The sequence below is a fragment of the Polaribacter sp. Hel1_85 genome (assembly GCF_000766795.1).
Lineage (GTDB): Bacteria > Bacteroidota > Bacteroidia > Flavobacteriales > Flavobacteriaceae > Polaribacter.
In genome coordinates this window covers 418,758-443,466 of sequence record NZ_JPDS01000003.1, presented here as the reverse complement: position 1 = coordinate 443,466, position 24,709 = coordinate 418,758, and the positions used below count along the sequence as shown (strand labels likewise).

At 31.1% G+C, this 24,709-nt stretch carries 14 protein-coding genes; all 14 read left to right on the top strand.

What is annotated here, in order from left to right; all coding sequences use genetic code 11:
- Positions 1 to 171 precede the first annotated feature (171 nt).
- The 14 genes from PHEL85_RS15620 to PHEL85_RS18025 all read left to right on the top strand — a co-directional run bounded on the left by PHEL85_RS15620 (position 172) and on the right by PHEL85_RS18025 (position 24,563).
- Positions 172 to 1,704 (top strand): T9SS type A sorting domain-containing protein, encoded by a 1,533-nt coding sequence (locus PHEL85_RS15620; RefSeq protein WP_036827316.1) that lies wholly within the window; start codon positions 172 to 174, stop codon positions 1,702 to 1,704.
- Between the two features lie 13 nt (positions 1,705 to 1,717).
- Complete coding sequence (locus PHEL85_RS15615) at positions 1,718 to 3,370, top strand: T9SS type A sorting domain-containing protein (protein ID WP_081965168.1); 1,653 nt, start codon at positions 1,718 to 1,720, stop codon at positions 3,368 to 3,370.
- 244 nt (positions 3,371 to 3,614) lie between these two features.
- Positions 3,615 to 6,215 (top strand): fibronectin type III domain-containing protein, encoded by a 2,601-nt coding sequence (locus tag PHEL85_RS15610; RefSeq protein ID WP_036827311.1) that lies wholly within the window; start codon positions 3,615 to 3,617, stop codon positions 6,213 to 6,215.
- A 10-nt stretch (positions 6,216 to 6,225) separates the two neighbouring features.
- A complete protein-coding gene (locus PHEL85_RS15605; RefSeq protein WP_036827961.1) occupies positions 6,226 to 7,800 on the top strand; it encodes a sulfatase family protein in 1,575 nt (524 codons plus the stop codon).
- A 30-nt stretch (positions 7,801 to 7,830) separates the two neighbouring features.
- Entirely contained in the window at positions 7,831 to 9,750 is a 1,920-nt protein-coding gene (locus tag PHEL85_RS15600) for a glycoside hydrolase family 97 protein (protein WP_081965167.1), read from the top strand.
- Positions 9,751 to 9,754: 4 nt separating this feature from the next.
- Positions 9,755 to 11,362 (top strand): sulfatase, encoded by a 1,608-nt coding sequence (locus tag PHEL85_RS15595; RefSeq protein ID WP_036827309.1) that lies wholly within the window; start codon positions 9,755 to 9,757, stop codon positions 11,360 to 11,362.
- Between the two features lie 23 nt (positions 11,363 to 11,385).
- Positions 11,386 to 13,752: a PDZ domain-containing protein gene (locus PHEL85_RS15590; RefSeq protein ID WP_036827306.1), complete on the top strand. Its 2,367-nt coding sequence runs from the start codon at positions 11,386 to 11,388 to the stop codon at positions 13,750 to 13,752.
- 224 nt (positions 13,753 to 13,976) lie between these two features.
- Positions 13,977 to 15,947 carry a sulfatase gene (locus tag PHEL85_RS15585; RefSeq protein ID WP_052108611.1) on the top strand — a complete coding sequence of 657 codons (1,971 nt, stop codon included), beginning with the start codon at positions 13,977 to 13,979 and terminating at the stop codon, positions 15,945 to 15,947.
- Between the two features lie 116 nt (positions 15,948 to 16,063).
- Complete coding sequence (locus PHEL85_RS15580; RefSeq protein WP_200882368.1) at positions 16,064 to 17,041, top strand: glycoside hydrolase family protein; 978 nt, start codon at positions 16,064 to 16,066, stop codon at positions 17,039 to 17,041.
- Between the two features lie 6 nt (positions 17,042 to 17,047).
- The gene (locus tag PHEL85_RS15575; protein WP_036827301.1) at positions 17,048 to 18,628 is read left to right on the top strand and encodes a sialate O-acetylesterase; all 1,581 of its coding nucleotides are present in this window, start codon (positions 17,048 to 17,050) and stop codon (positions 18,626 to 18,628) included.
- A gap of 75 nt (positions 18,629 to 18,703) precedes the next feature.
- Positions 18,704 to 20,170, top strand: coding sequence for a GDSL-type esterase/lipase family protein (locus PHEL85_RS17465; RefSeq protein ID WP_200882367.1), 1,467 nt, complete (start codon positions 18,704 to 18,706; stop codon positions 20,168 to 20,170).
- A gap of 24 nt (positions 20,171 to 20,194) precedes the next feature.
- A complete protein-coding gene (locus PHEL85_RS15565) occupies positions 20,195 to 21,205 on the top strand; it encodes a family 43 glycosylhydrolase (protein WP_036827299.1) in 1,011 nt (336 codons plus the stop codon).
- Between the two features lie 70 nt (positions 21,206 to 21,275).
- Positions 21,276 to 22,730, top strand: a complete 1,455-nt coding sequence (locus tag PHEL85_RS15560; RefSeq protein WP_036827296.1) for a sialate O-acetylesterase — start codon at positions 21,276 to 21,278, stop codon at positions 22,728 to 22,730.
- Between the two features lie 12 nt (positions 22,731 to 22,742).
- On the top strand, positions 22,743 to 24,563 hold the full coding sequence (locus PHEL85_RS18025; RefSeq protein ID WP_081965166.1) for an alpha/beta hydrolase-fold protein: 1,821 nt from the start codon (positions 22,743 to 22,745) through the stop codon (positions 24,561 to 24,563).
- The last annotated feature ends 146 nt before the right edge of the window (positions 24,564 to 24,709 follow it).

Here is a 24,709-nt window from a genome sequence, read left to right as displayed (position 1 = left end):
TTTTGTGACATACAAAAAATGATTTATATATTGTAATTAATAGCGATGAGCTTAATTAATATAGAACAAATGATACAAAATAACTGCAAAATAATTTTCAAAAAAGTAATTCTTATTTTAATAATCTGTTTCTTTAATCTTAGTGCTTTTAGTCAAAAGTATGTAAATGATATGGACTATGTTTTGGGAGATACAAAGCAAGCTTTTATTACTAATAAAATTACAACAGAAACAGAAGCAGATAATCTTTTGTTAGGGTTTAAAAATATGGGAGCCAACGGTATTCGTATTCCTCTTTTTGGAAGAGGTGTAGATGGGATCGATTTGAATCCTAATAAACCAATGATGGATTATTTTTATGCTCAAGCTTTAATTCAAGGTTTTGTTATTTTTGCAAATCCAGCTCAAGGTGGTGGAGGTAAAAGAGTTGCAAATAATATGCTTAATGGAAATGGGGCTAATGAGGGAGAAGATGTTGCTGTAAATGGAGTTCAAGCAGCAACTGATGAATTAGTTAATAGAGTTATAGAGTTTTCAAATGAATATCCAGACTGTAAGTGGATTAACCCCTTTAATGAGGATGGAAGAGCAACTAGTAGTACTTGGAGTATCAGTCAAATCAATGAAATATATCTAAGACTTTATACTCACGGTTTAAATGGAGCTGAATTGATAGGTCCTTGTACTTGGGGTCTTGTTGCGGGTATAGATATGTTTCAAAAAACAAACATAGCAGATTATATAACTGTTGCTACTGCACATAATTTAGGATTTAATCATAATCTTTGGGATGATTTTATTGCTGAAGCAGATAAAGATAATTTTCCTGTTTGGGATTCTGAAGTAAATCATAATGATAAGTTTCCAGATGATGCTGTAAAAAGCGGAACACGTTTAGAGAGAGCAATTGAAAATAAAGTAGACGGTTTGGTTTTATACAACTCTTGGAATACAGTTAGTTTAACTACTGGTTCTGTAAATGCAACAGGAGAAAAAGCGATGGAGCTTTATTTAATACCAGAAATTAACCTTGCTCTTAACGGAACAGCTACACAGTCTTCTACAAACCCATCATTTAACAAAGAAGCACTTCTTGCTATTGATGGAGATACAAATGGTAACTATGGAGGAGGTTCAGTTACTGTTACAAATGTAGAGGAAAATCCTTGGTGGCAGGTAGATTTAGGAGCAAATAAAACAATCGATAATATTAAAGTATTTAATAGAACTGATGGTTGTTGTAAAGCAAATATGTCAAATTTTACAGTATCTGTAATTAATAATAACGGTGTAGAAGTTTTTACACAAACATTTACATCATTTCCAGATCCTTCAATTATAGTTAATACAGAAGGTGTTGTTGGAAAAATTGTTAAAATTCAATTAAATGCTACAGCACCTTTAACACTTGCAGAGGTACAGGTTTTTGGATCTGATGAAGTTTTGTCTACAATAAGTTATAAAGATGTTAATGTTTTTATGTATCCAAATCCATTTTCAGATAATTTAAAAATAGTTTCTCCAAATACAGGTATTAACTCGTACATAATTTACAATATTAACGGACAGAAAATTTTAAGTAATAAAATTGATGATAGTTTAAAAGAGGTGAATATAAATACTAGTAATTTATCTAAAGGTATTTATTTTGTGAAGTTAAATGGTGATGTTTTTTCAAAATCATACAAGGTAATTAAGAATTAATTAAATAGAAAGTATGTATCTAAGAATTAAAATTGTTAAAAGTTTTTTCATTTTATTGTTTATTGGAATGAATAGTATTGCGTTTAGTCAAACTATTTATACCAATGACATGGACTACGTTCTTGGAGATGTTAAACAACGATTTATAACTAAGGACATTACAACAGAGGCAGAGGCCGATAATTTACTAAAAGGTTTTACCACTATGAAAGTAAATGGTATTCGCCTTCCAATTTTCCCTGCAGGTTGGGATTATGATGAAGATATAATGCAATACTTTTTTACACAAGCTAAAGCACAAGGTTTTCTAATCTATGCAAACCCAGCACAAGATGGGGGTGCACGTAGAATAGCCAGTGGTACGCTTTTGAGTGCAGATCTTATCGCAACGAACAATAATGCTGCAGCAACTGCTACAGTAATTAGTACTGTTTCTCAGTTTGCTTTGGATTATCCTGGTCTTAAGTGGATCAATCCATTTAATGAAGATGGAAGACCTGGTGGTGCATGGACAGCTGCTCAAATAAATGAAATATATAGTAGTGTAAAAACAAATATGGAATCTTATTTTGCTGCAGGACAAATTCCAAATGTACCTGAATTAATAGGTCCATGTTCTTGGGGAATTCCAGCATCTATAGATATGTTAAATAATTCGAATATAGGAGAATATATTACAGTCGCATCAAGTCATAATTTAGGATCTAACGATTCTTCTTGGGCTACTTTTATTGCAGCGGCTAATAATAATACAACAGGTGGGGTTTCTAATCCTTTACCTGTTTGGGATTCTGAAGTAAATAACAGTATTGGTAGAGATGGAGATACAACAACACGAATAGATGCTGCTATAGCTAATAAAGTAGATGGTTTAGTAATATATAATTCAGGGAATAATATCTTTAAAGATAGTGGTGCTTTAACTTCGCTTAACGAAACATACATGTCTAAGTATTTAAAAGATGAAACTGAATCTGATTTAGGAGTTAATATTGCTCCTGATGGAACGGCAACACAATCTTCTGTTGGATTTTCTGGAGCTACAGCAGATAAAGCAATTGATGGAATTACTGATGGACTTCTTACAGATAATTCATTATCAATTATTAGTGGTAGTGATTCACCTCCTTACTGGGAAGTAGATTTAGGAGGGGATAAAGAAATAGGATTTATTAGAATATATAACAGAACAGATAATTGTTGTAAGGATAGGTTAGAGAATTTTACTGTGTATGTTATGGATAATAATAGAGCAATTACTTTTTCTAAAACCTATACAAGTTATCCAGATCCATCTGTTACTATGGAGGTAAATCAATCAGGGAGAATTGTTAGAATTGAATCAGATTCTACAGATGGTAGAGCATTGAATTTAGCTGAGGTAGAAGTGTATGAGTCAGTACAGTTATCCGTAGAAAATTATGAAGATATCAAAGTAATTATGTCTCCAAATCCATTCTCAGATAATTTAAAAATAACTTTTCCAAATGCAAGTTTTAAAAATTATTTCATTTACAATATTAATGGACAAGAAATATTAAATAACAAGGTTGAAACGAATTCTAAAGAGATTGATATTGATACAAGCATATTATCAAAAGGTATCTATTTAATAAAGTTTATTGGTATTAATTTTTCAAAAACATATAAAGTGATTAAAGAATAAATAGAAAATCATTTTCAACTTTTTAAGACAGCACCTTCAATAGATGCTGTCTTTTTTTTATAAGAATTCTGTGTAAAACACTGTTAATAAATATTTAACTAAAATAGTGCAACATTTAGAGGTCTCAAATGAGAATTATAATTTTTTAAAAATTGATATTTTTGAGTTAGAATAAAAAACACCTTTTTATCAAAAGACAACAGTGTCTTAAAGTCAATTTTAAAAACAATTAACCAGAGAAAAAATGGATAGTAGAAAATTATTTTTACTACTTTTTATGACTACACTTTTTCAAGTATCATTTTCACAAGAAAATAAAGGTGTCATAAATATTGATACTAAAAACGGGCACGCTATTAAAATTGGTTCTAGTGGATTTAATGTTAGAATTGCAGATAAAAGTTGGAGTTATTTACACCCAGATTTTAGAAAAGCTGTTCATCTATTAAAACCAGGTTGGCTTCGTTATTTTTCAGGAACAATGGGAGACGCTTTTAGCAGTGCAACTGGTCATTATGATCTTGATTATGCAATGATGTTCGATCATCCTAAAGAATACCTTAAAGGATACAGTTTTTTAGATGTAAAAGGTGCTCATCGTATTATTGATTTGTATCAATTGTTAAGTAAAATTAATGGTAAACTCGTAATCACAATTAATGGTTTTACGGAAACTCCAGAAATGACTCGTGAACTTGCACGATTTTGTAAGAACAACAATATTGAAGTAGCTACTTGGCAATTTTGTAACGAACCTTATTTTTATGTGCCTCATAGAGAACGTTATTGGTGGAATGATGGGTACGATTATGCTGCAAAAATGAAACCTCATGCAGATGCAATTAAAGAAATCTATCCTGATGCATTTCTTGCTTTAAATAATACTTGGGATGGTATTTGGGGTTTTATGAAAGAAATTAATAAGTACCAAAAAGAGCAAGGTGCTTATTGGAATGTGTTTTCGAAACATTCTTATGCACCGCATATTGGTAAAAAAGAATCAGTAGAAAAAGCATATAAGAGAGCAAATACAAAACTTTTAGAAGCTACTTCAGCAAACGCAATGCAAGAGATTGAAGATTACAGTTGGAAAGATGTACCAATGGTTATTACAGAATTTGGTGTTTGGAATAGACCTTTAAACGGTATCTATTCTAGTATTTATAATATTGAATATGTAATGCGTCAGTTAAATCATAAAAATACCTGGTATGTTGGAGCACATGAAGTAAGTAGTAAATATGCTCCTAAGAAAAATATAAATGAACAAATTGAGGATGCTTTTAAAAACGGAATAAAGCTAAATACGGATAGTGTTTTAACCGGAATAAATAAAACATTAGAAGGAAAAGCGTATGAGATTTATCATGATGTAACCAATCATTCAGATTTTATTTTTGACTCTAATGTTACAAACGGATTTAAAGCTCCGGGTTTAAAAAAAGCAATTGAAACTGGTTTTTATACACAAGCTTATAGAGGTATTAATGGTTATGACTATTTAGTCTTTACAAACAGAACAAAAGAATCAAAAGACTTTGATATAAAAATTGATGGTCATCAATTGAATAAAGAAATTGAAGTAAATTTCATATCAGCAGATTCGATAAAGGTTAAAAATACAGAAATTAGGAAAGTTACTTTTAGTAAAGGGAAAATTAATATTCCATCATTTAGTGTATCGGTAGCTAAATGGAAATCTAAATTGGTAACCAAACCTGCTAATCCAACAATTTACAAAGGAGAGATACTATCAGGGAGTATTAAACTAACTTGGGGGCCAATTGAAAACGTAAAAAAATATACAATCAATTATAAAGAAGTTTCTAGTGATGTCATCAAACAAATTAAAGTTGATGCAACAGAAAATTCAATTGAGATTCCAAATTTGAATAAAGGAGCAACTTATAATTTTAAAATGAGTGCAGAAAATAAACAAGGAGTAAGTGATTTTTCAAATAAAATTTTGATAAAAAATGATATACCAGAAATTCCTGAAATATTTAAAATATCAAGAAGAAATAATACGGCTACCATTTTTTGGAAAAGTGTAGCAGAAGCATCAGGATATAAGATTAAATATATCAATAAAAATACAAAGGAAGAAAGCATTATTGAAACGAATAATGTTTATGGTTATAGATTAAAAGGATTAGAATACAATGTTCCTTATGATTTTTCTGTAGTAGCCTATAATGGAAATGGATTGGGAGAATTTTCAAAGACAAAGACAGTTAGTTTGTCTAAAAAAGTTCCTTATAGTCCAAGAAATGTATCAGCAATAAGACAACCAAGTGGAAGTGTCTCTGTAAAATGGATTGAACAAGATTCGATTTTACCAGAAACAAGTTATAATGTGTATAGAGGTTTAGAACTTCATAAATACCATAAAATAGCAAGTGGAATAAAAAAATCTTCTTTTAAAGATACTTCAACTAAAAAGGATGAAATTTATTTTTATACAGTGAAAGCTGAAACCTCTGCAGGTGAAAGTAATTTTTATCCGAATACAGCAACATTATTTAGTTCGGATGATGAATATTCTATTAAAATTAAGAGTATTAAAAAGCAAAAAGACGGATATTTACTTAAGATAAAATTTAAAAATATTTTATTAGATGGCGATTATTCTTATGGACTTAAAATAGAAAATATATCTTATTTAACGGTTGAGGAAAATAAAATTGAAGGAAGAAATTTATCGAAAAAAACAAATACTTTTGAAGTGTTTATACCTAATTCGGTGTTAAATAAAAAATCAAAATACGCATTAAAAGCATTTGTCAATACAAATGGGAAAAGTCTATTTAGTAAATTACCACATAGAAATATTAAAACAGATTAAATTTAACGAAATGAAAAGAGTACTTTTTTTATTGATTATAATAATTTCAACTTCTTGTAATACAAGTAAAAATGTAAAGGATAAGAATAATACCACAACTAAAAATACAGCACCTAATATTGTTTATATTTTAGCAGATGATTTAGGGTATGGAGATGTCAAAAGTTTTAACCCAGAAAGTAAAATACCAACTATTAATTTAGATAAAATGGCATCAAATGGGGTTATGTTTACAGATGCACATACCTCTTCTGCAGTTTGTACACCAACAAGATATGGTATTTTAACAGGTCGTTATAATTGGAGAAGTAGTTTGAAAAAAGGTGTACTAGGTGGCTATTCAAAATCATTAATTACACCAAACAGAACAACAGTTGCTGATGTTTTAAAAAATCAAGGATATAAGACTGCCTATATAGGTAAATGGCACATGGGATGGGATTGGGCTCTTAATGGAGTGCAAAAAGGAACCATAAATAATTTACATACAATTCAGGATGTAGATTATACAAAACCTATTAAAAACGGACCCTCTACACATGGTTTTGATTATTCGTTTGGTTTTTGTGGGTCTTTAGATATGCCTCCTTATGTATATGTAGAAAATGATATACCAACTATGGTACCTACAAAAATGACACAAAATAAAGATCCAAAAGGTGTGTGGAGAAAAGGCCCAACTTCAGATGATTTTGTACATCAAACGGTATTACAAGATTTAACAGATAGAGCCATTAATTATATAGGAAATAATGCAAGTGGAGATAAACCATTCTTTCTATATCTTCCTTTACCAGCGCCTCATACACCTATTTTACCTTCGGATGAATTTTTAGGAAAAAGTAATACCAATGAGTATGGCGATTTTGTTATGCAAGTAGATGATGTGGTTGGTCAAATTAGAAAAAAACTACAAGTAATGGGGATTTCAGAAAACACATTGTTGGTTTTTACGAGTGATAATGGGTGTTCTCCAAAAGCAGATTTTAAAGAATTAGCGAAGTTTAAGCACGATCCTAGTTATGTTTTTAGAGGTATGAAAGCAGATATTTATGAAGGAGGTCATCATGTCCCTTTTATTGTTGAATGGCCTAACTATGCGTTAAAAAATATAAGTACAGATAAAACAATTGGTACTACAGATTTTTTTGCAACCTGTGCAGATATCGCTGGTTATAAAATTAAAGATACAGAAGGTGAAGATAGTTACAGCATGTTACCGTTATTAAACAATAAAAAGACAAAAGAAATAAGAGAATATATTGTGTATCATTCAATAGATGGTTCGTTTGCAATAAAACACGGAGACTGGAAATTGTGTCTAACGCAAGGTTCTGCTGGTTGGAGTTATCCAAAACCTCAAGAAATTAGAAAGAAAAAATTAGATTTACCGGCAATGCAATTGTTTAATATCAAAAATGATATAAGTGAAACTAAAAATTTAATTGCTAGTAATCCTAAAAAAGCAGCAGAATTAAAAGCGGCTTTAAAGAAAATTATTTTAGAAGGAAGAAGTACTAATGGAGCCACTCAAACAAATGAAGGTATGGAAGGTTGGAAGCAAGTAAAAGTTATTGTTGATTAATAGCAATTGAAAATAGAAATAAAAATTAGAATGGATAAAATAAAATCAAAAATTACTGTCTTTTTATTTTTACTCGGAATTGTTTTTTTTATAAATTCTTGCGTCAAAGAAGAAAAATTGAAGCAAATTAAATCTCCAGACGCATCCATTAATATAGTATTAGAGGAAGTAGAAGGTAATTTAGTGTATCAATTATATAGGCAAGATAAACTAATTGTAGATACTTCTGTAATATCAATATTGCCAAATGTTTCTGCTAAAATAATTAACACAGAAATAAAAAGTGTAGACGAAAACTGGAAACCAGTTTGGGGGCAGTTTAGCGAAATTAAAAATCAGTATAATGAGCTTGTTTTAGATGTTTTATTAGAAAAAGTAGAAGCCAAATTATACGTACGTGCTTTTAATAATGGAGTTGGTTTTAGATATGAGTTAGAAGGATTTAATGAAGATACAGAAGCAACTTTTTACTGTGAGTATAATTTAAATAGTACTAATAAACTGTATTCCCCAAATGGAGAAAATCCTCCATTAGGGCCAATTTCTATCGATAAATTAAGTAAAGTTAAAAAGCAACCAAAGTTAAAAACCCCTTTGGTTGTTAAGAATTCTAATAATTCTTATGTATCCATATTAGAATCAGATTTATATGTAGCTCCAGAATTTGGAACTATAAAATTTAAGTTCAATAAAGATAAAAACATACTTGCTGCTACAAATAAAACAAAATTAAAAGGGACAAAAGTAACAACACCTTGGCGTGTTATTTTAGTTGAAGAAAAAATTGGAGATTTAGTAACCAACACCATTCCTCTTAATTTAGCAACTCCTAATCAAATAGAAGATACTTCTTGGATACAACCAGGTAAAGCGCTTTGGGATTGGAGAGTACATGATTATAAAACAGCAGATGGTTTTGTATACGGAGTAGACACAGAGAGTTATATTAGATTTATTGATTTTGCTTCAGAAAAAAATATTGAATACTTTTTAATTGATGCAAATTGGTATACAAAAGTAACAAAAGGTCATTTTGATGTTACTGATAAGTTAGATCTTGAAAAGGTATCTAAATATGCAAAAACAAAAGACGTCAAGCTAATTCTGTATTATGATAGACATAAAGGTAATTTTGGTGATGATGAATTATTTTCTTACTTCGAGTCTTTAGGCATGAGTGGTATTAAATATGGCTTTATGGGGAATAATGTTTCTTTTACAAGTGATGCAATTCAAAAAAGTGCAAAAAACCATTTATTAGTAGATTTTCATGATTCACCTGTTCCTTTTACAGGAATAGAAAGAACATTCCCAAATGCAATTACTAGAGAATACTGTCATGCACAACAAGATTCTAGAAAAGCCTTTACGCCAGAAACTTTTATTAAAATGGCATTAATTAATGCAATTCAGGGGGCTTTAGATATGAATAATGGAAACTTCGATTTAATAGGTATTAATAAAGGTGATAGATTAAAAGGGCCGAAAAAGAAAAACACCTATTTCTCAACAGTAGTTTCTGAAGCAGCAAGAACATTGGTTGTTTTTAGTGGATTGGTTTGTCTGCCAGATGCGCCAGAAGCATATAGCAAAAAAGCAGATTTATTCGAATTTATTCAGAAAATGCCAGTAGGTAAATGGGATGAAAGTAAAGTTTTAAGTAGTAAAATCGATGATCATATTTCTACAGCAAGAAGATTTGGTGAGGAGTGGTTTGTTGGCTCTGTTGCTAGTAAAAAAGGAGTTTCTTTAGACATAAGTTTAGACTTTTTAGCTGAAGGAGAAAATTATACTATTATTTATTATGAAGACACAAAAGAGACTCATGGTATGAAAAACCCAGAGGCTTATCAAATAAGAAAAGGAAACGTTAAAAAAGGAGATGTCATTAAAGCAATAATGGCTCCAGGAGGAGGTCATTGTATGTGGATTAGACCAGAATTAAATTAAAGATATGAAAAATATAATTTCAATAATTGTAGTATTATTTTTGTTTTCATCTTGTAAAAAGGATGACAAAAAAGTAGAAGTTCCTAAAAAACCTAATATCTTATTCATTTTGGTAGATGATTTAGGGTATGCAGATTTAAGTATTATGGGGAGTAAGTATTATGAAACGCCCAACATCGATAAAATTGCAAAAACGGGTACTGTTTTTACAGACGGATATGCAGCTTGTACAGTTTGTAGTCCTTCTAGAGCAAGTTTAATGACAGGGCAATACCCAGCAAGACACGGAATTACACAGTTTGAAGGAAAAAGAAATAGTGGACAAGCTTGGAAAGAACGTAAACGTTATACTAAATTGTTGCCACCAGAATATAAAGATCATTTAGATACAAGCACAACTACATTAGCAGAAGCTTTTAAAGAGGAAGGCTACGCTACTTTTTTTGCAGGTAAATGGCATTTAGGTGGTAAAAAACAAGGGTCATTACCTACAGATCATGGCTTTGATGTTAATATAGGAGGATACGACGCTGGAGGCCCAAATGGAGGGTATTTTTCTCCATACAAGAATCCATTTTTACCAAATTTACCGGAAGAAAAAGGGTTGAATTTGTCTATGAAATTAGCGCAAGAAACAAGTAACTTTATAACAAAAAATAAGGATGGTCACTTTCTAGCTTACCTTTCTTTTTATGCAGTTCATGGAGGTATTCAAACAACTAAAGAAAAATGGACAAAGTATAGAAACAAAGCAGAAAAAATGGGAATCCATGAAGATGGATTTGAAATGGAACGCGTTTTACCTGCAAGAAAGTACCAAGATAACCCTGTTTATGCTGGTTTAATAGAGCATGTTGATGAAGCTATTGGAACTGTAATGAAAACATTAACAGACTTAAAATTAGATAAAAATACCATTGTTGTTTTTACTTCGGATAATGGAGGTGTTACTTCTGGTGATAATTTTTCGACCAATCAATTGACTTTAAGAGGTGGAAAAGGATATCAATGGGAAGGAGGAACTAGAATTCCATATTTTATTGATGTTCCTTGGATGAAACAAACTGGAGCAAGTATTAGTGTACCTGTATCTGGAGTAGATTTATTTCCAACATTATTAGATTTATCTGGCTTGCCATTAAAACCAGAAGCGCATAAAGATGGTGTAAGTTTAAAGCCACTTTTATTAGGTGAGAATATTGATAAAAGACCATTGTATTGGCATTACCCTCATTATGGGAATCAAGGGGGAGAACCAAGTTCTATCATTAGAAAAGGAAAATGGAAGTTGATTTATTATTGGGAGAATTTGAATGCTGAATTGTACAATTTAGAAGTAGATTTAGGTGAGAGAAATGATGTTTCAGCAAGTAACCCTGAAATTGCAAAACAAATGGAAACTCAACTTTTAGACTGGTTAAAATCCATGGATACGCATTATGCAGAGGTTGATGCTGAGTGGGATAAAGCTGCTCGTGAAAAATGGTTAGAAAGACAAAGAACGAAGTCATTAGCAGGACAAGAAAGGCAGCGTAAAAAAATGCTTTCTCCAAATTGGCAGCCAAATAAAGATTGGTGGGGTAGTGAAGTAAAAATAAATAGCATTAAATAAACAAGGTTCTTCAAAAAAATATTATGCAAAAATCAACTTTTTATGTATTGTCTTTATTGGTTATTATTTGTTTTGGTTGTCAAAACCAAGAAATAGATATTTATGTGAGTCCATTAGGAAATAATTCAAATAATGGAGCGAAAGAGACACCCTTTAAAACGATAGAAAAAGCTCTAGAAAGTGCTAAATCAATTAAAAAGAAGGAAAACGATAAAATCAATATTCATCTTTTAGAAGGTGATTATCATTTAACTTCAACTTTAGAAATAACACCTCAATTAAATAACCTTTCTATTATTGGTGATGGATTGGATAAAGTTTCTATTAAAGGATCTAAAGTTATTGAAACGAAATGGGAGCATTTTTCTGACAATATTTTGGTAACTACTATTGATAAAAATTTAGATTTTAATCAATTATTTATAAATGGTGAAAAACAAATCTTAGCAAGATATCCTAACTATGATGAAAACGGAGGTTATTGGCAGGGTTTTGCAGCTGACGCAATTGATAAAGATCGTATTTCAAAATGGAAAAACCCGATAGGTGGTTTTGTACACGCTTTACATAAAGGGCGTTGGGGTGGTTTTCATTATGAAATAGAATCAGTTAAAGAAAACGGAGAATTAAATTTGATAGGAGGTCATCAAAATAATCGTCCATCAGAAATGCATTCAAAATATAGAATGGTAGAAAATATTTTTGAAGAATTGGACAGTGAAAAAGAGTGGTATCTAGATAAAAAAAATCATAAACTATATGTTTGGAAAAGTAATAAGATTGATGTTAATCAAGCTAAAATTGAAGTAACTCTTTTAAAACATTTAATAGAAATTAAAGGAACTTTAGAAAATCCTGTAAAAAATATAAGTATATCAGGAATAAAATTTCAACACGCTTCAAGAACTTTTATGGAGACCTACGAACCACTGTTAAGAAGTGATTGGACAATTTATAGAGGAGGAGCTTTATTGCTGGATGCAACAGAAAATAGTACAATTAATGATTGTGAATTTACAAACCTTGGTGGTAACGTTATTTTTGTAAACGGATATAACAGAAACACAAAAATTAAAGGAAATTATATTCACGATTCAGGAGCATCAGCCATTTCTTTTGTTGGAGATTCTTCAGCAGTGCGTTCTCCATTATTTCAATATTTTGAAACAATAGACATCGAAGAGATGGATACTATTGTTGGTCCAAAAAACGAACTATACCCTTCTAGCAGTCTTGTAGAGAATAATTTGATCCATCGAATAGGGCGTATTGAGAAGCAAGTTGCGGGTGTTCAGATTTCTATGGCAATGAAAATTCACGTTAAAAATAATAGTATTTATGATGTGCCTCGTGGAGGGATTAATGTAAGTGAAGGTACTTGGGGGGGACATATTATTGAATATAATGATGTATTTAATACCGTTTTAGAAACGAGTGATCATGGATCTTTTAATTCTTGGGGGCGTGACCGTTTTTGGTACCCTAAAAGAGAAATATCAAGTCAATTAGTAACAAAAAACCCAAAAATGCCTTTGTGGGATGCGATGCATACAACTATTATTAGAAATAATAGATTTAAATGTGATCATGGTTGGGATATCGATTTAGATGATGGTTCTTCAAATTATGAGATTTATAATAATTTATGCTTGAATAGAGGAATAAAATTACGTGAAGGATATTATCGAACGGTTAAAAATAATATTATGGTGAATAATACTTTTCATCCACATGTGTGGTTTACAAAAAGCGGAGATGTGTTTACCAATAATATTGTAATGAGGAGATATGCTAATGTTCGTATCAAAGATTGGGGTAAAGACATAGATTATAATTTGTTTCCAAACAAACAAGCTTTATTAAAAGCACAACGTAATAAAACAGATGCAAATAGTTTATTTGGAAATCCTTTGTTTATAAATCCAAAAGAAGGAGATTTTAGAGTCAAGGATGATTCTCCAGCATTAAAAATCGGCTTTAAAAATTTTCCTATGGATAAATTTGGTGTTCAAAAATCTGAATTGAAAGCAATTGCAAAACAACCTAAAATTCCTAATTTAAAAATTCAATCAGAAAAAGAAAAAGAAGTAAAAACCAAACAATGGTTAGGAGCAACAATTAAGAATATAGAAACCATTGAAGAACAATCTTCTTTTGGAACACACAGTTTAGATGGTGTTATAATTGTTAAGATTAATAAAAACAGTAAATTGATAAAATCTTCTCTTAGAGCAGGTGATGTTATTGTTGGTTTTGCAAATATGAAAGTGAAAAATATATCAAATTTCCTAAACATTTTTGATAAAAATACTTCTAAAGGAAGTAATAAAGTTGTAATAATTAGAAATCAGAAAGAAATAACTATAAAACTAAGTAGTGATTTTTTATAATTGTTTAAGTGAAAGATGAGATAATCTCAAGTAAAATCAATAAATGAAAGATCAAATTACATCTAATATGGATAGTTTAACATTATTTCTCGCAATACTTTTAAGTACGAAACTAAAGGTGTAGGTAAAAAACAAACATTATCTTAATAATAAGTAATAATCTATTTTTTTGATTAAGGAATATCAATAGCTTCAAAAAGAATTTATATAACATATAAGAAACTATGAATAACTATAAAATTAAATTAAAGTTTGCTTTGTTACTAATGGTATTTTCTTGTATTTGGAGCAAGGCTCAAAATGTGAATCAGCCAAATATTTTGTTTCTTGTTGTTGAGGATAGTTCTCCTTATCTTTTCCCTGCTTATGGAAATAAAACAATAGAAACTCCTAATCTGAATTATTTGGCAAAAAACGGGGTGGTGTTTAACAATGCATTTGCTAATGGACCACAATGTTCTCCTGCTCGTTCATCTTTAATAAGTGGTAGTTATGCAACTACCTACGGAAATGATTGGCATCGAAATAGTCATATTGTTCCACAACAATATTTTTTCCCTCAATACCTACGTGAGGAGGGGTATTTTTGTGTAAATGCTGGTAAAACCGATTACAATATCACAAAGGGAGTTCAAAAAAAATACTATCCGTTGGTTTGGGATAAAATGAGTGGATACCTGTCTAAAGATAAACCCAATGTTAGTTATAATGATGCAGATAGAAAAGGGAAACCATTTTTTGCTCAATTTAATAATATGACAACTCATATGAGTCGCATTACATCTGTTTCTATAGATAATAGAGAGCCATCAAGAATTAATCCGAAAGATGTAGTTCTTCCTCCTCATGTGCCAGATATACCAGAAATGCGAGCAGATTATGCATTACACCTAGATGGTGTACAGGATGCAGATAAATGGGTTGGTTTTTTTATTGATGATTTAAAAAAACGAAAATTGCTTGAGAATACTATCATCTTTTTCTTTTCGGATCATGGTGGTTGTTTACCTCGAGGAAAAGCTTTTCCTTATGAAACAGGTTTTCGATCGGCATTAATCATATCAGCACCAGAAAAATGGAAACACTTATTGCCTGCATTACAAGGTAATAAAAGCGATCAGATTGTAGAATTTGCTGATTTTGGACCTACTTTATTGAATGTTGCCGGAGCTAAAATACCTGAACATATGCAAGGGAAACCTTTTATGGGGCCAAATGCGCAAAAACGTGAATATGCACATTGTTTTAGAACCAACACAGGTATTCATTTTGACCCTTCTCGTGCAATTAGTGATGGAGATTTTCATTACATAAAATTTTATACGCCTTATAAAGTTCATGGTTTAAAACAATCATTTCAATGGGGAATGCCATCTCAAAATGCTTGGGATGATTTATATCACAAAGGTAATTGCAAACCAGAACACAAATCTTATTATGAACCGAAAACAAACGAGGCTTTATTTGATTCTGAAAATGATCCTTGGAATATGAATAATTTAGCTGATGATCCAGCTTATGCCGAAATATTAATCAATTTACGAAAGCAAGCTTCAAAACAGATTATAGAAACCCGAGATTTAGGGTTTTTCCCAAAGGCTGTGAGAGATGAATTTGTAAGTCGTGGTATTTCACTTTATGAATGGGTAAGAACAGAAAATTATCCTTTAGATGAACTTTATAATCTGGTAGAGAAAGCATCTTTAGGAAAGACTTTAGATAAGGCTGTGTTTATAAAGTATTTGAAACATGAACGACCTGAATTCCGTTTCTGGGCAGCTTCAGGGTTAGCTTCTATGGCATATTATGGAAACTTAAAAACGATTCCAAAAGAATTACTGAAAGCATGTGATGACCAGTGGAATTCAGTAGCGGCAACAGCTGCAGAAGCACTTACTTTAGCGGGGCAACCAGAAAAAGGTATTTCCATTCTTATTCAGCAAGCGAATAAAGGTAACCAACTTTCTCTTTCTTCTTTAGAAGAGTTAGGTGATTTAGTCGTGCCTTTTATTGATGATATTAAATACATTGCAGAGCATAGTACAAATAAAGAGATTAAATTTTTATCAAGAGGAATTCTTATAAACTTTGGTAAACTATCAATGAATAAGTTGTTTAATTCTAAAACAACGAATAAATTTATCAAAACTCAAAAGAAAAGAATTAAAGGTTGGGCACCTACTTTACCCAATTAAACGATAAATAACTTAAAGAATAATTTAAAAGAATGGTTATCAAAATGAAACTACTAAAAATCGCTTTAATCACATTACTGTCTGTATTTTTCAGTTGTAGTGTGCAAAATAAAAAAATGAAAATTGATTATGTAGGTAGAGCTGCAGATAATGCGGGGATGCATGTGTGGGGTTCTTCTCCAATACAAGATAAGGAAGGAAAAACGCACCTTTATGCAGCACAATGGTCAACATCAACCCAGAAAAATTTTAGTGGCTGGTTTAAAGATTGTGAAATTGGTCATTATGTTAGTGATAATCCAGAAGGACCTTTTAAATATGTAGGAGTTGCTGTAGAAGACAAAAATGGTCTTTTCAATTCTCCACACAACCCAACCATTAGTAATATAGATGGGCAATACCAACTTTGTTTTATCGTCAACGAAAACAATAATTTAAAAACGCAACGTATAGTTATGTATGTTGCCGATGATTTAAACGATACTTGGAGACCTGCAAAAGGAGGGGAAGAAGACGGAACAATTTTACGACAAACGAAAAACCCTGAAGTATGGAACTATACAGCTAGGTTAGGAGTTTCTAATCCATCATTAATAAAATACAAAGGTAAATATCTTTTATATCATAAATCTGTAGTAAGAAAACAACCTAAAGGATATGTATACTCTTATGGTGTTGTTATTGCTGATAAAGTTGAAGGGCCTTATGATCAAAAACCTACAAGAGTAACCGAAGAAAAAATGCCTCTAGAAGATGCGTATGCATTTACAATGAAGGATTCAGTATATCTTATGAGTCGAGATTTTAGAGGCTCATTAGGAAATAGAGGAGGTGGTTTATTATGGAAATCTGGAGATGGTTTTTCTTTTCCTGCTGAAAAAACAGTACGTGCTTATGAAGATTTACTACATTATGTAGGTGAAGAACATTTGAAAGAAGCTATTTCGTACAGAGGGAAAAAAGATGGTCATATGGAACGTGCACAAATTCTTTTTATCGATGATAAACCTGCATATTTATATTTAGCTACAGGTGTTCAAACAAAACCAGGTTATGGAAGTAGTTCTCATGTTTTTAAAATAAGTTTTGAATAAAAATCGATGAACAGAAAATTTAGCTTTAAAAGCATTATGATTCGTTGTTTATCAATCTTATTTGTTTTATTAATCCATAAATCTAGTCTTGCACAAACAAAGTCAACTTTAAAAACAAACTTTAAAGAAACATTTCAATTAGGGTCTCTTTTTAAAGATCATATGGTGTTGCAACAAAATGTGTTAATTCCTGTATGGGGAAAAGCAGAAGTGGGAGCAACTATTAAGGTTCAGCTTGGTAATTCAGAAAAACAAACAGTTACAGATTCTAATGGTAAATGGAGTGTTAAATTTGGTGCCTTAAAAGCAAGTTTTGATCCAAAAACAATGATTGTTTCATCTTCTTTAAATGAAAAAGTTAAAACAATATCAGATATTCTAGTTGGTGAAGTTTGGATTTGTTCAGGGCAATCGAACATGCAATTTTCTGTAAATGGTGCTCCAGAAGTAAAGAAATTAGTTCCATCAGCAAAAAATATAAGAAGCTTTAAAGTAAAGAATACGGTTGCATTAGAACCTCAAGAAACTTGCGAAGGTATTTGGGAAGTTAAACACCCAAATAGTGCTGTTGCATTTTCTTTTGCTTATTTTTTAGAGAAATCTGCAAATGTTCCTGTGGGTATTATCTTAACTTCTTGGGGGAGTTCATCTATAGAAGCTTGGATGCCTAGAGATATGACAGAAACTGTACCGCATTATAAAATTATGATGGATGAGTTTGATGAAGATACAAAAACTAAAAATAAAATAACTTCAATTTTAGACGGACCAAAACCTTGGAATAAAGCTGATGATGTTTTTTTAAGAAGACAATCAAATGTTCTTTACAATGCAATGATGCATCCATTAATTCCTTATGCCTGTAGAGGTTTAGTTTGGTATCAGGGAGAAAGAAATACACAATCTATGTATGGTATGGTTAAAGAACCTTGGTTTTCTAGAAATTCTGGGATATTAAAATATGATGAAACATTAAAAGAATGGATTAAACGCTTTCGAAAAGGTTGGGAAAATGAAGAGATGTATTTTCAAATTGTGATGCTTCCTGGTTATGGTAAAGTGTTGGATTCTGGTAAAAATATCAATCCTAAAAGTCCAAATGCTCATTCTTGGGCTTGGATGCGAGAATCTCAATTAAAAGTTATTGAATTACCATATACATCTGTAATAAATACTGTTGATTTAGGCCATGAAAAAAATATTCATCCAAAAGATAAATTACCCGTAGGTAAACGTTTGTCTTTAATGGCGCTTCATGATGTTTTAAATAAAAAAGTAAAAGCGCTTGGACCAACTATTAAAAAGGTGAAAATAAAAAAGAACACTATTGTAGTCTATTTTGATAATGCTAAAAAATTAAAAACAATTGACGGTAAAGCTCCAACAGGTTTTTGGTTATCAGATGCTTCAGGAAAATGGTTTCCTGCAAAAGCTAAAATAAAAGGAAAGAAAGTTATATTGAATGTTCCAGAATTAGAGAAGCCACTTTACATTCGGTATGCGTTTACAGGGAAACCAAATGTTAATTTGGTAAACGAAGTTAATTTACCTGCTTACCCTTTTAGAACAGATTCATTTAAACCTTAGATTTTATAGTTTCTTTTGCTGAAGTAATTAGAATACTTAATGAGAAATAAATCGATAAAAAAATTAAATAATAAAATGAATTCAAAAAAAGTAATAGTAACGTTTTTAATTCTAGTTTGTACAATTTTTAATATTGGAGCTCAGAATATTACTCCAGACAGTAAGGTCTTGTATAAAAAAGTAAATGGAGATAGTTTGTATCTGCACCTTTTTAAACCTGAAATTTCTAAAAAACCAACAGCGGCAATAGTCTTCTTTTTTGGTGGAGGTTGGGTAGGAGGAAATCCAAAACAATTTTATCAACAAAGCAAATATTTTGCATCTAGAGGTATTTTGGCAATATCAGCAGAGTATAGAGTGAAAAATACACATGGTACTTCTCCATTTGAGTGTGTGGAAGATGGAAAATCTGCTATTCGTTGGGTTAGAGAAAATGCCAAAGAATTAAATATTGATCCTAATAAAATTGTTGCAAGTGGAGGTTCTGCGGGAGGACATGTTGCATTAACTACAGCCTTAATAAAAGGTTTAGAAAATGTTGATGAGAATTTGTCTGTAAGTTCTGTGCCTAACGCAGTTGTTGCTTATAACCCTGTTTCAGACACTACCCTAAAAGGGTATGGTTCTAAAAAAGTGGTTGGTCGTGAAACAGAAATTTCCCCAACGGATCAAGTAAAAAAAGACATGCCACCAATGTTAATTTTTCATGGAACAAAAGATAAAACGGTGCCTTTTGAAAATGCAGAACGTTTTACAAGATTGATGAAAGAAGCAGGAAATGACTGTGAATTAGTTGCTGTAGATAATATGGGACATGGGTTTTTTAATGGCGATTTTTTTAGAAAAGGAACAGGGAATAAATATTTCAATTTAACTGCATATAAAACGGATGTGTTTTTAGAAAAGCTTTGTTATTTAAAAGAGAAACCAACGCTAGCTGAAAATATTAAACAAGTTTCTTGCATAGGAGATAGTAATACAGAGGCCACGTATCCAAAATTTTTACAAGAAAAATTAGGAGAAAATTATCAGGTTAAAAACTTTGGTAAAGGTGGGGCAACATTAATTGAAGGAACAAATCATCCATACTTTAAAAAGAAAGAATATAAGAATTCATTAAAATTCACACCAGATATTGTTTTAATTATGTTTGGTACAAACGATGCAAATGTAAAATGGTGTTTAGATAAAACAAGAAAAACAAAATTTATTGGTACACCGCAAGAGGAGTTTAAAAGTCAATATATTAAACTGATAAATACTTATAAACGTAAGAATGAAAATGCAGAGATATATGTTTTAACTCCGTTACCAATTTATGAACACGCAAAAAGTAGAGACCCAGAAATAAAAAAACGTATCAAACATTTATATGATTGGGTAATTCCTATCATTAGAGAAATTGCAGAGGAGCAAAATGTTAAATTGATTGATGTAAATAAATTAATGAAAAAAGCATATAAATATACTGTTGATGGTATTCATCTTAATCAAAAAGGATATAAGATTTTAGCAAAAAAAATAGCTAAAGAAATCAAATAAATTACTTGTTAAATTATTTATTATATGAAATTAAAAATTGGAATTCTAATAGCATTAGTTTGTTTCATTATTTCTTGTAAACCTTCTAAAAAAGAGGCAAAGGTTCGTAAAGAAGTTGCAATTGAAAAAAGTTCTGTAAAATTTACATATCAGAAAATAACAGGAGTTGGTGTAGATACTGTACATAATAGACGCGATAATAGTGATATTATTAAGGTAGATGATACTTATTATATGTGGTACACTCGTATGGATAGTCCTGTAACATCTGGTTATTGGGGTACTATTTGGTATGCAACATCACAAGATGAAGGACATACTTGGAAAGAGCAAGGAATGGCGCTTGACCTAGGTAAAGAAGGCACGTTTGACAGTCATTCTGTTTTTACGCCAAATATCTTAGTTCATAATAGCAAGTATTACTTATATTATACAGGTGTAAAACCAACTCCAGGAAATGAAAAGAAGGAATTTGAAGGTAACTCTACAACAGATATTACTGCTATTGGTCTTGCAGTTTCAGATAGTCCAAATGGTCCGTTTGTAAGAGTTGAAAATAATCCGGTTTTAGAGATTAGTACTGTAGCTTCTGATTTTGATAGCTTTAGAATTGATGATGCAAGTTTATTAGTTAGAGATGATAAAATATGGTTATTCTATAAAGGAAGATCAATTATTGATGGAACGAAAGGACCAAGTCGTACTAAAATGAGTGTGGCGTATGCAGACAAACCTGATGGTCATTTTAAAAAACATAAAGGCTACTTGTTAGACAAAAGTCATGAAGTATTAATTTGGCAAAAAGACGGAGGAATAGCTTCTCTTGCCTCTATTAATGCAACAATAAATTATGCTAAAGATGGTGAGCATTATTCAGTTTTGCAAGACAGCCTAAAAAGAATACCGAAAGCACCAGGGTTATATCGTCCACATTTAGAAGAAGGGCATTTGAAAACTGAAGTTCCAGGTTGGGGAATTTCAATGATTCAAAAGAAAGGATTCGCTTATTTAGTTCGCTTTGAAATGAAAGAATAATTTAACTAAATAGAAAATATAGAAACTCGTAAGAATTAGTTGTTATATCATATTATCAAAAAAAGAACAAATGAGAAAAGTTATTTTAATTGTCATAATAATAGTATTCAATTTATTATTTCAACAATCAATTAAAGCAGAAGTTAAGCTTCCTGCAATTGTATCCTCAAATATGGTTTTGCAACGTAATACTACGGTTGTTCTTTGGGGATGGGCAGATGCAAATGAGAAGATTACCATAAAAACTTCTTGGTTAAAAAAGAAGATTAGTTTTAAAGCTAATGATAAAGGTAAATGGAGAATTGAAGTAAAAACGACTAATAGTAAAGAGCCTCAATTTATCAATATAAACAGCAAAGAATCTGATATTTTATTAGAGAATATTTTATTTGGTGAAGTTTGGTTGTGTTCAGGTCAATCTAATATGTTTCAGTCTTTTAAGGGGTATGATGGTCAGCCAACATACGGAGGAGGTTTAACAATTGCGAAGTCAAATAATAAAAATCTACGCTTTTTTAGTGTTGGTACAGTTGCGTCAAAAACACCTTTAGAAAAACTTAAAAAGTCTTCTGGTTGGCAAGATTCTTCTCCAGAAAGTGTATTAAATTTTAGTGCAATAGCCTACTTTTTTGGTAAGCAATTACAAGAAGTATTAGATTGCCCTGTAGGAATGATTCATACCTCTTGGGGAGGAAGTAAAATTGAATCTTGGATGAGTAAAGAAGCAATTAGTCTTTTTAAAACGATTAATTTAGAGAATGTAAATATTAAGAAAAAACCACATCAAGTCTCAACTCTTTTGTATAATTCAATGATAAACCCTTTAACTTCTTATACCATAAAAGGTGCATTGTGGTACCAAGGAGAGAGTAATCGTATGGAACCTAATAATTACAAAAAGTATTTACCAGCAATGGTAAAAGATTGGAGAACACGTTGGGGAATTGGAGATTTTCCGTTTTATTATGTACAAATTGCGCCTTATTTATACAATAACAATGATGTATTTCAAACCAATGATAATACTGCATTTATTAGAGAAGCACAATTGCAATGTTTAGATTTAATTCCGAATTCGGGAATTGCGATTACAATGGATATTGGTGATGAAAAAAGCATTCATCCACCAAAAAAGAGAGAAGTGGCAGACAGGTTATTATTTAATGCTCTAAATCAAACCTATGGTTATAAGACTGTAGATTATGGTGGTCCAATTTATAAATCACTAGAGAAAAAAGATGAAGGAATCCTATTGAGTTTTAAAAACGCAGAGAAAGGTTTGTATGCGTATGATGCGTTAACAGGTTTTGAAATTGCAGGAGCAGATAAAGTATTTTATCCTGCCACATCAAAAATTGTGAATAGAAGAAAAGTCTTAGTGAAGAGTGATAAAGTAACAAATCCTGTAGCTGTTAGATATGCGTGGCGTAATTGGATTAATGGAACTCTATATGACACAAACCTTTTACCAGCATCTTCTTTTAGAACTGATAATTGGACAGAGGCTACTCAAGCTAAGAAATAAGGTTGTTTAAATATGAAAAAAAATACAGTTTTATTACTTTACCTATTTACACAGTTTGCAATTGCTCAAACTACTTATTCAGATGGATTAAACTCTGAAGATAAAGAGGTTGTTAAACAACATCATCAGGATTATTATGCAGAGAATTCTACTGCCTATATTTATACAGATGAAAATGGTGAGAAAATGCCTTATAGATTATTTTTACCACCGGATTATAATCCTCAAAAAAAGTATCCATTGCTTCTTGCTTTTCATGGAGCAGGTTCAAGGGGAAATGACAACTTAAAACAATTACGACCATGGGTTGCAGGTTGGATAGACAAAGATGTTCAAAAAGATAACCCGTGTATTATTCTAATGCCACAATGCCCTAAAAAACAGCAATGGGTAAATGTCCCTTGGAAAAAAGGTTCTTATAAACTTAAAGATATTCCGCTTAGCAAACCAATGAAATTAGTTAAAAAGATATTTGATAAAGTTGTAAAAGAAAACTCAGTAGATAAAGAACGTATTTATGTGATGGGAGTTTCAATGGGAGGTTATGGTGCATGGAATTTTGTTATGAATTATCCTGAGATTGTAGCAGCGGCGGTTCCAGTATGTGGAGCAGGAGATCCATCCATAGCACAAAAAATAAATGAAATTCCAATTTGGGCTTTTCATGGAGATAAAGACCCAACAGTGCCACTTTCTGGATCAACTGATATGATAGCGTCTTTGTATAAACAAAAGAAGAACAAAGCTCGATTAACAATTTATAAAGATGTAGGACATAATTCATATGAATTGGCTTGGAAAGAGAAGGAATTGATCAACTGGATTTTTAGTCAGAAAAAAACGAAAGACACCCTTGATATTAATAAAATAATTAAACCTTTAAAAAAAGAAGGAATTTTTCGTGATTCTTTGTATTACAATTGGGGTGGCTCAATTATTAAGGGAGAAAAAGGCAAATATCATTTATTTTATTCAAGGTGGAAAAGAGAATATACTTTTAATGGATGGTTGACTTTTTCAGAAATAGCACACGCAGTTTCAAAGACACCTATTGGACCTTGGGAATATAAAGAAACCGTTCTGAAAGGCAGTCATAATGGTTCTTGGGATGAAATTACGGCTCATAATCCTAAAATTAAATATTTTGAAGGGAAATACTATCTATATTATATTGCTACAAATTTAGGAGGTAAAGAATTTACGCATCATGATTTAGTTAGGCTAAGTACAAAATCTTTAAAAGATACTGATAGAGGAATGCTTCGTAAAAACCAAAGAACTGGAGTAGCAGTTTCTAATTCGATTAATGGTCCATGGAAAAGGATGGACAAAGCCATGATAGAACCCTCAGGGCCAATTGCAAATATTACGGTTAACCCTGCAATTAGTCAAGGAAAAGATGGCAATTATTACTTAATAATTAAAGGTGATAAACCTAATGAGAAAAGATTTATAAGAAATCAGGCAATTGCCGTTTCTAAATCTCCAGAAGGTCATTTTGTAATGCAACCGAATCCTGTTATAGGAAATTTAGACACAGAAGATGTTTCGATGTGGTATGATAAAGAACAAGCTGTTTTTTATGCGGTTTTTCATGCTCATTCTTATATTGGTTTAATGACTTCTTTAGATGGTTTGAATTGGAAAAAAGCAGAGCATTATAAAATTGCTATTAAAAAAATAAAACTTGAAGATGGTTCTTTTTTAATTCCTAACCGAATGGAACGTCCCTTTGTTTATTTAGAAAATAATCAACCAACGGTTTTGTGTCTTGCTATAAAAAAAGGAAAAGATTCCTATACTATTTTTATACCACTACAAAGCACTAATTAAGTTTTTGAATGACGTAATAACAGTGTTCTAACTGTAGTTAATTAAGGGTGAGTTTACTTTTTTGGGGTAATATGCAACATTATTACACTAAGTATGATACCGTTGTACTTCTTGGTAGAGCGTACTTTTATTTACTTTTGATTCAA

Coding starts and splice junctions, on each gene's coding strand:
- PHEL85_RS15620 (WP_036827316.1), top strand. CDS start 172: ATGGACTATGTTTTGGGAGATACAAAGCAAGCTTTTATTACTAATAAA.
- PHEL85_RS15615 (WP_081965168.1), top strand. CDS start 1,718: ATGTATCTAAGAATTAAAATTGTTAAAAGTTTTTTCATTTTATTGTTT.
- PHEL85_RS15610 (WP_036827311.1), top strand. CDS start 3,615: ATGGATAGTAGAAAATTATTTTTACTACTTTTTATGACTACACTTTTT.
- PHEL85_RS15605 (WP_036827961.1), top strand. CDS start 6,226: ATGAAAAGAGTACTTTTTTTATTGATTATAATAATTTCAACTTCTTGT.
- PHEL85_RS15600 (WP_081965167.1), top strand. CDS start 7,831: ATGGATAAAATAAAATCAAAAATTACTGTCTTTTTATTTTTACTCGGA.
- PHEL85_RS15595 (WP_036827309.1), top strand. CDS start 9,755: ATGAAAAATATAATTTCAATAATTGTAGTATTATTTTTGTTTTCATCT.
- PHEL85_RS15590 (WP_036827306.1), top strand. CDS start 11,386: ATGCAAAAATCAACTTTTTATGTATTGTCTTTATTGGTTATTATTTGT.
- PHEL85_RS15585 (WP_052108611.1), top strand. CDS start 13,977: ATGAATAACTATAAAATTAAATTAAAGTTTGCTTTGTTACTAATGGTA.
- PHEL85_RS15580 (WP_200882368.1), top strand. CDS start 16,064: ATGAAAATTGATTATGTAGGTAGAGCTGCAGATAATGCGGGGATGCAT.
- PHEL85_RS15575 (WP_036827301.1), top strand. CDS start 17,048: ATGAACAGAAAATTTAGCTTTAAAAGCATTATGATTCGTTGTTTATCA.
- PHEL85_RS17465 (WP_200882367.1), top strand. CDS start 18,704: ATGAATTCAAAAAAAGTAATAGTAACGTTTTTAATTCTAGTTTGTACA.
- PHEL85_RS15565 (WP_036827299.1), top strand. CDS start 20,195: ATGAAATTAAAAATTGGAATTCTAATAGCATTAGTTTGTTTCATTATT.
- PHEL85_RS15560 (WP_036827296.1), top strand. CDS start 21,276: ATGAGAAAAGTTATTTTAATTGTCATAATAATAGTATTCAATTTATTA.
- PHEL85_RS18025 (WP_081965166.1), top strand. CDS start 22,743: ATGAAAAAAAATACAGTTTTATTACTTTACCTATTTACACAGTTTGCA.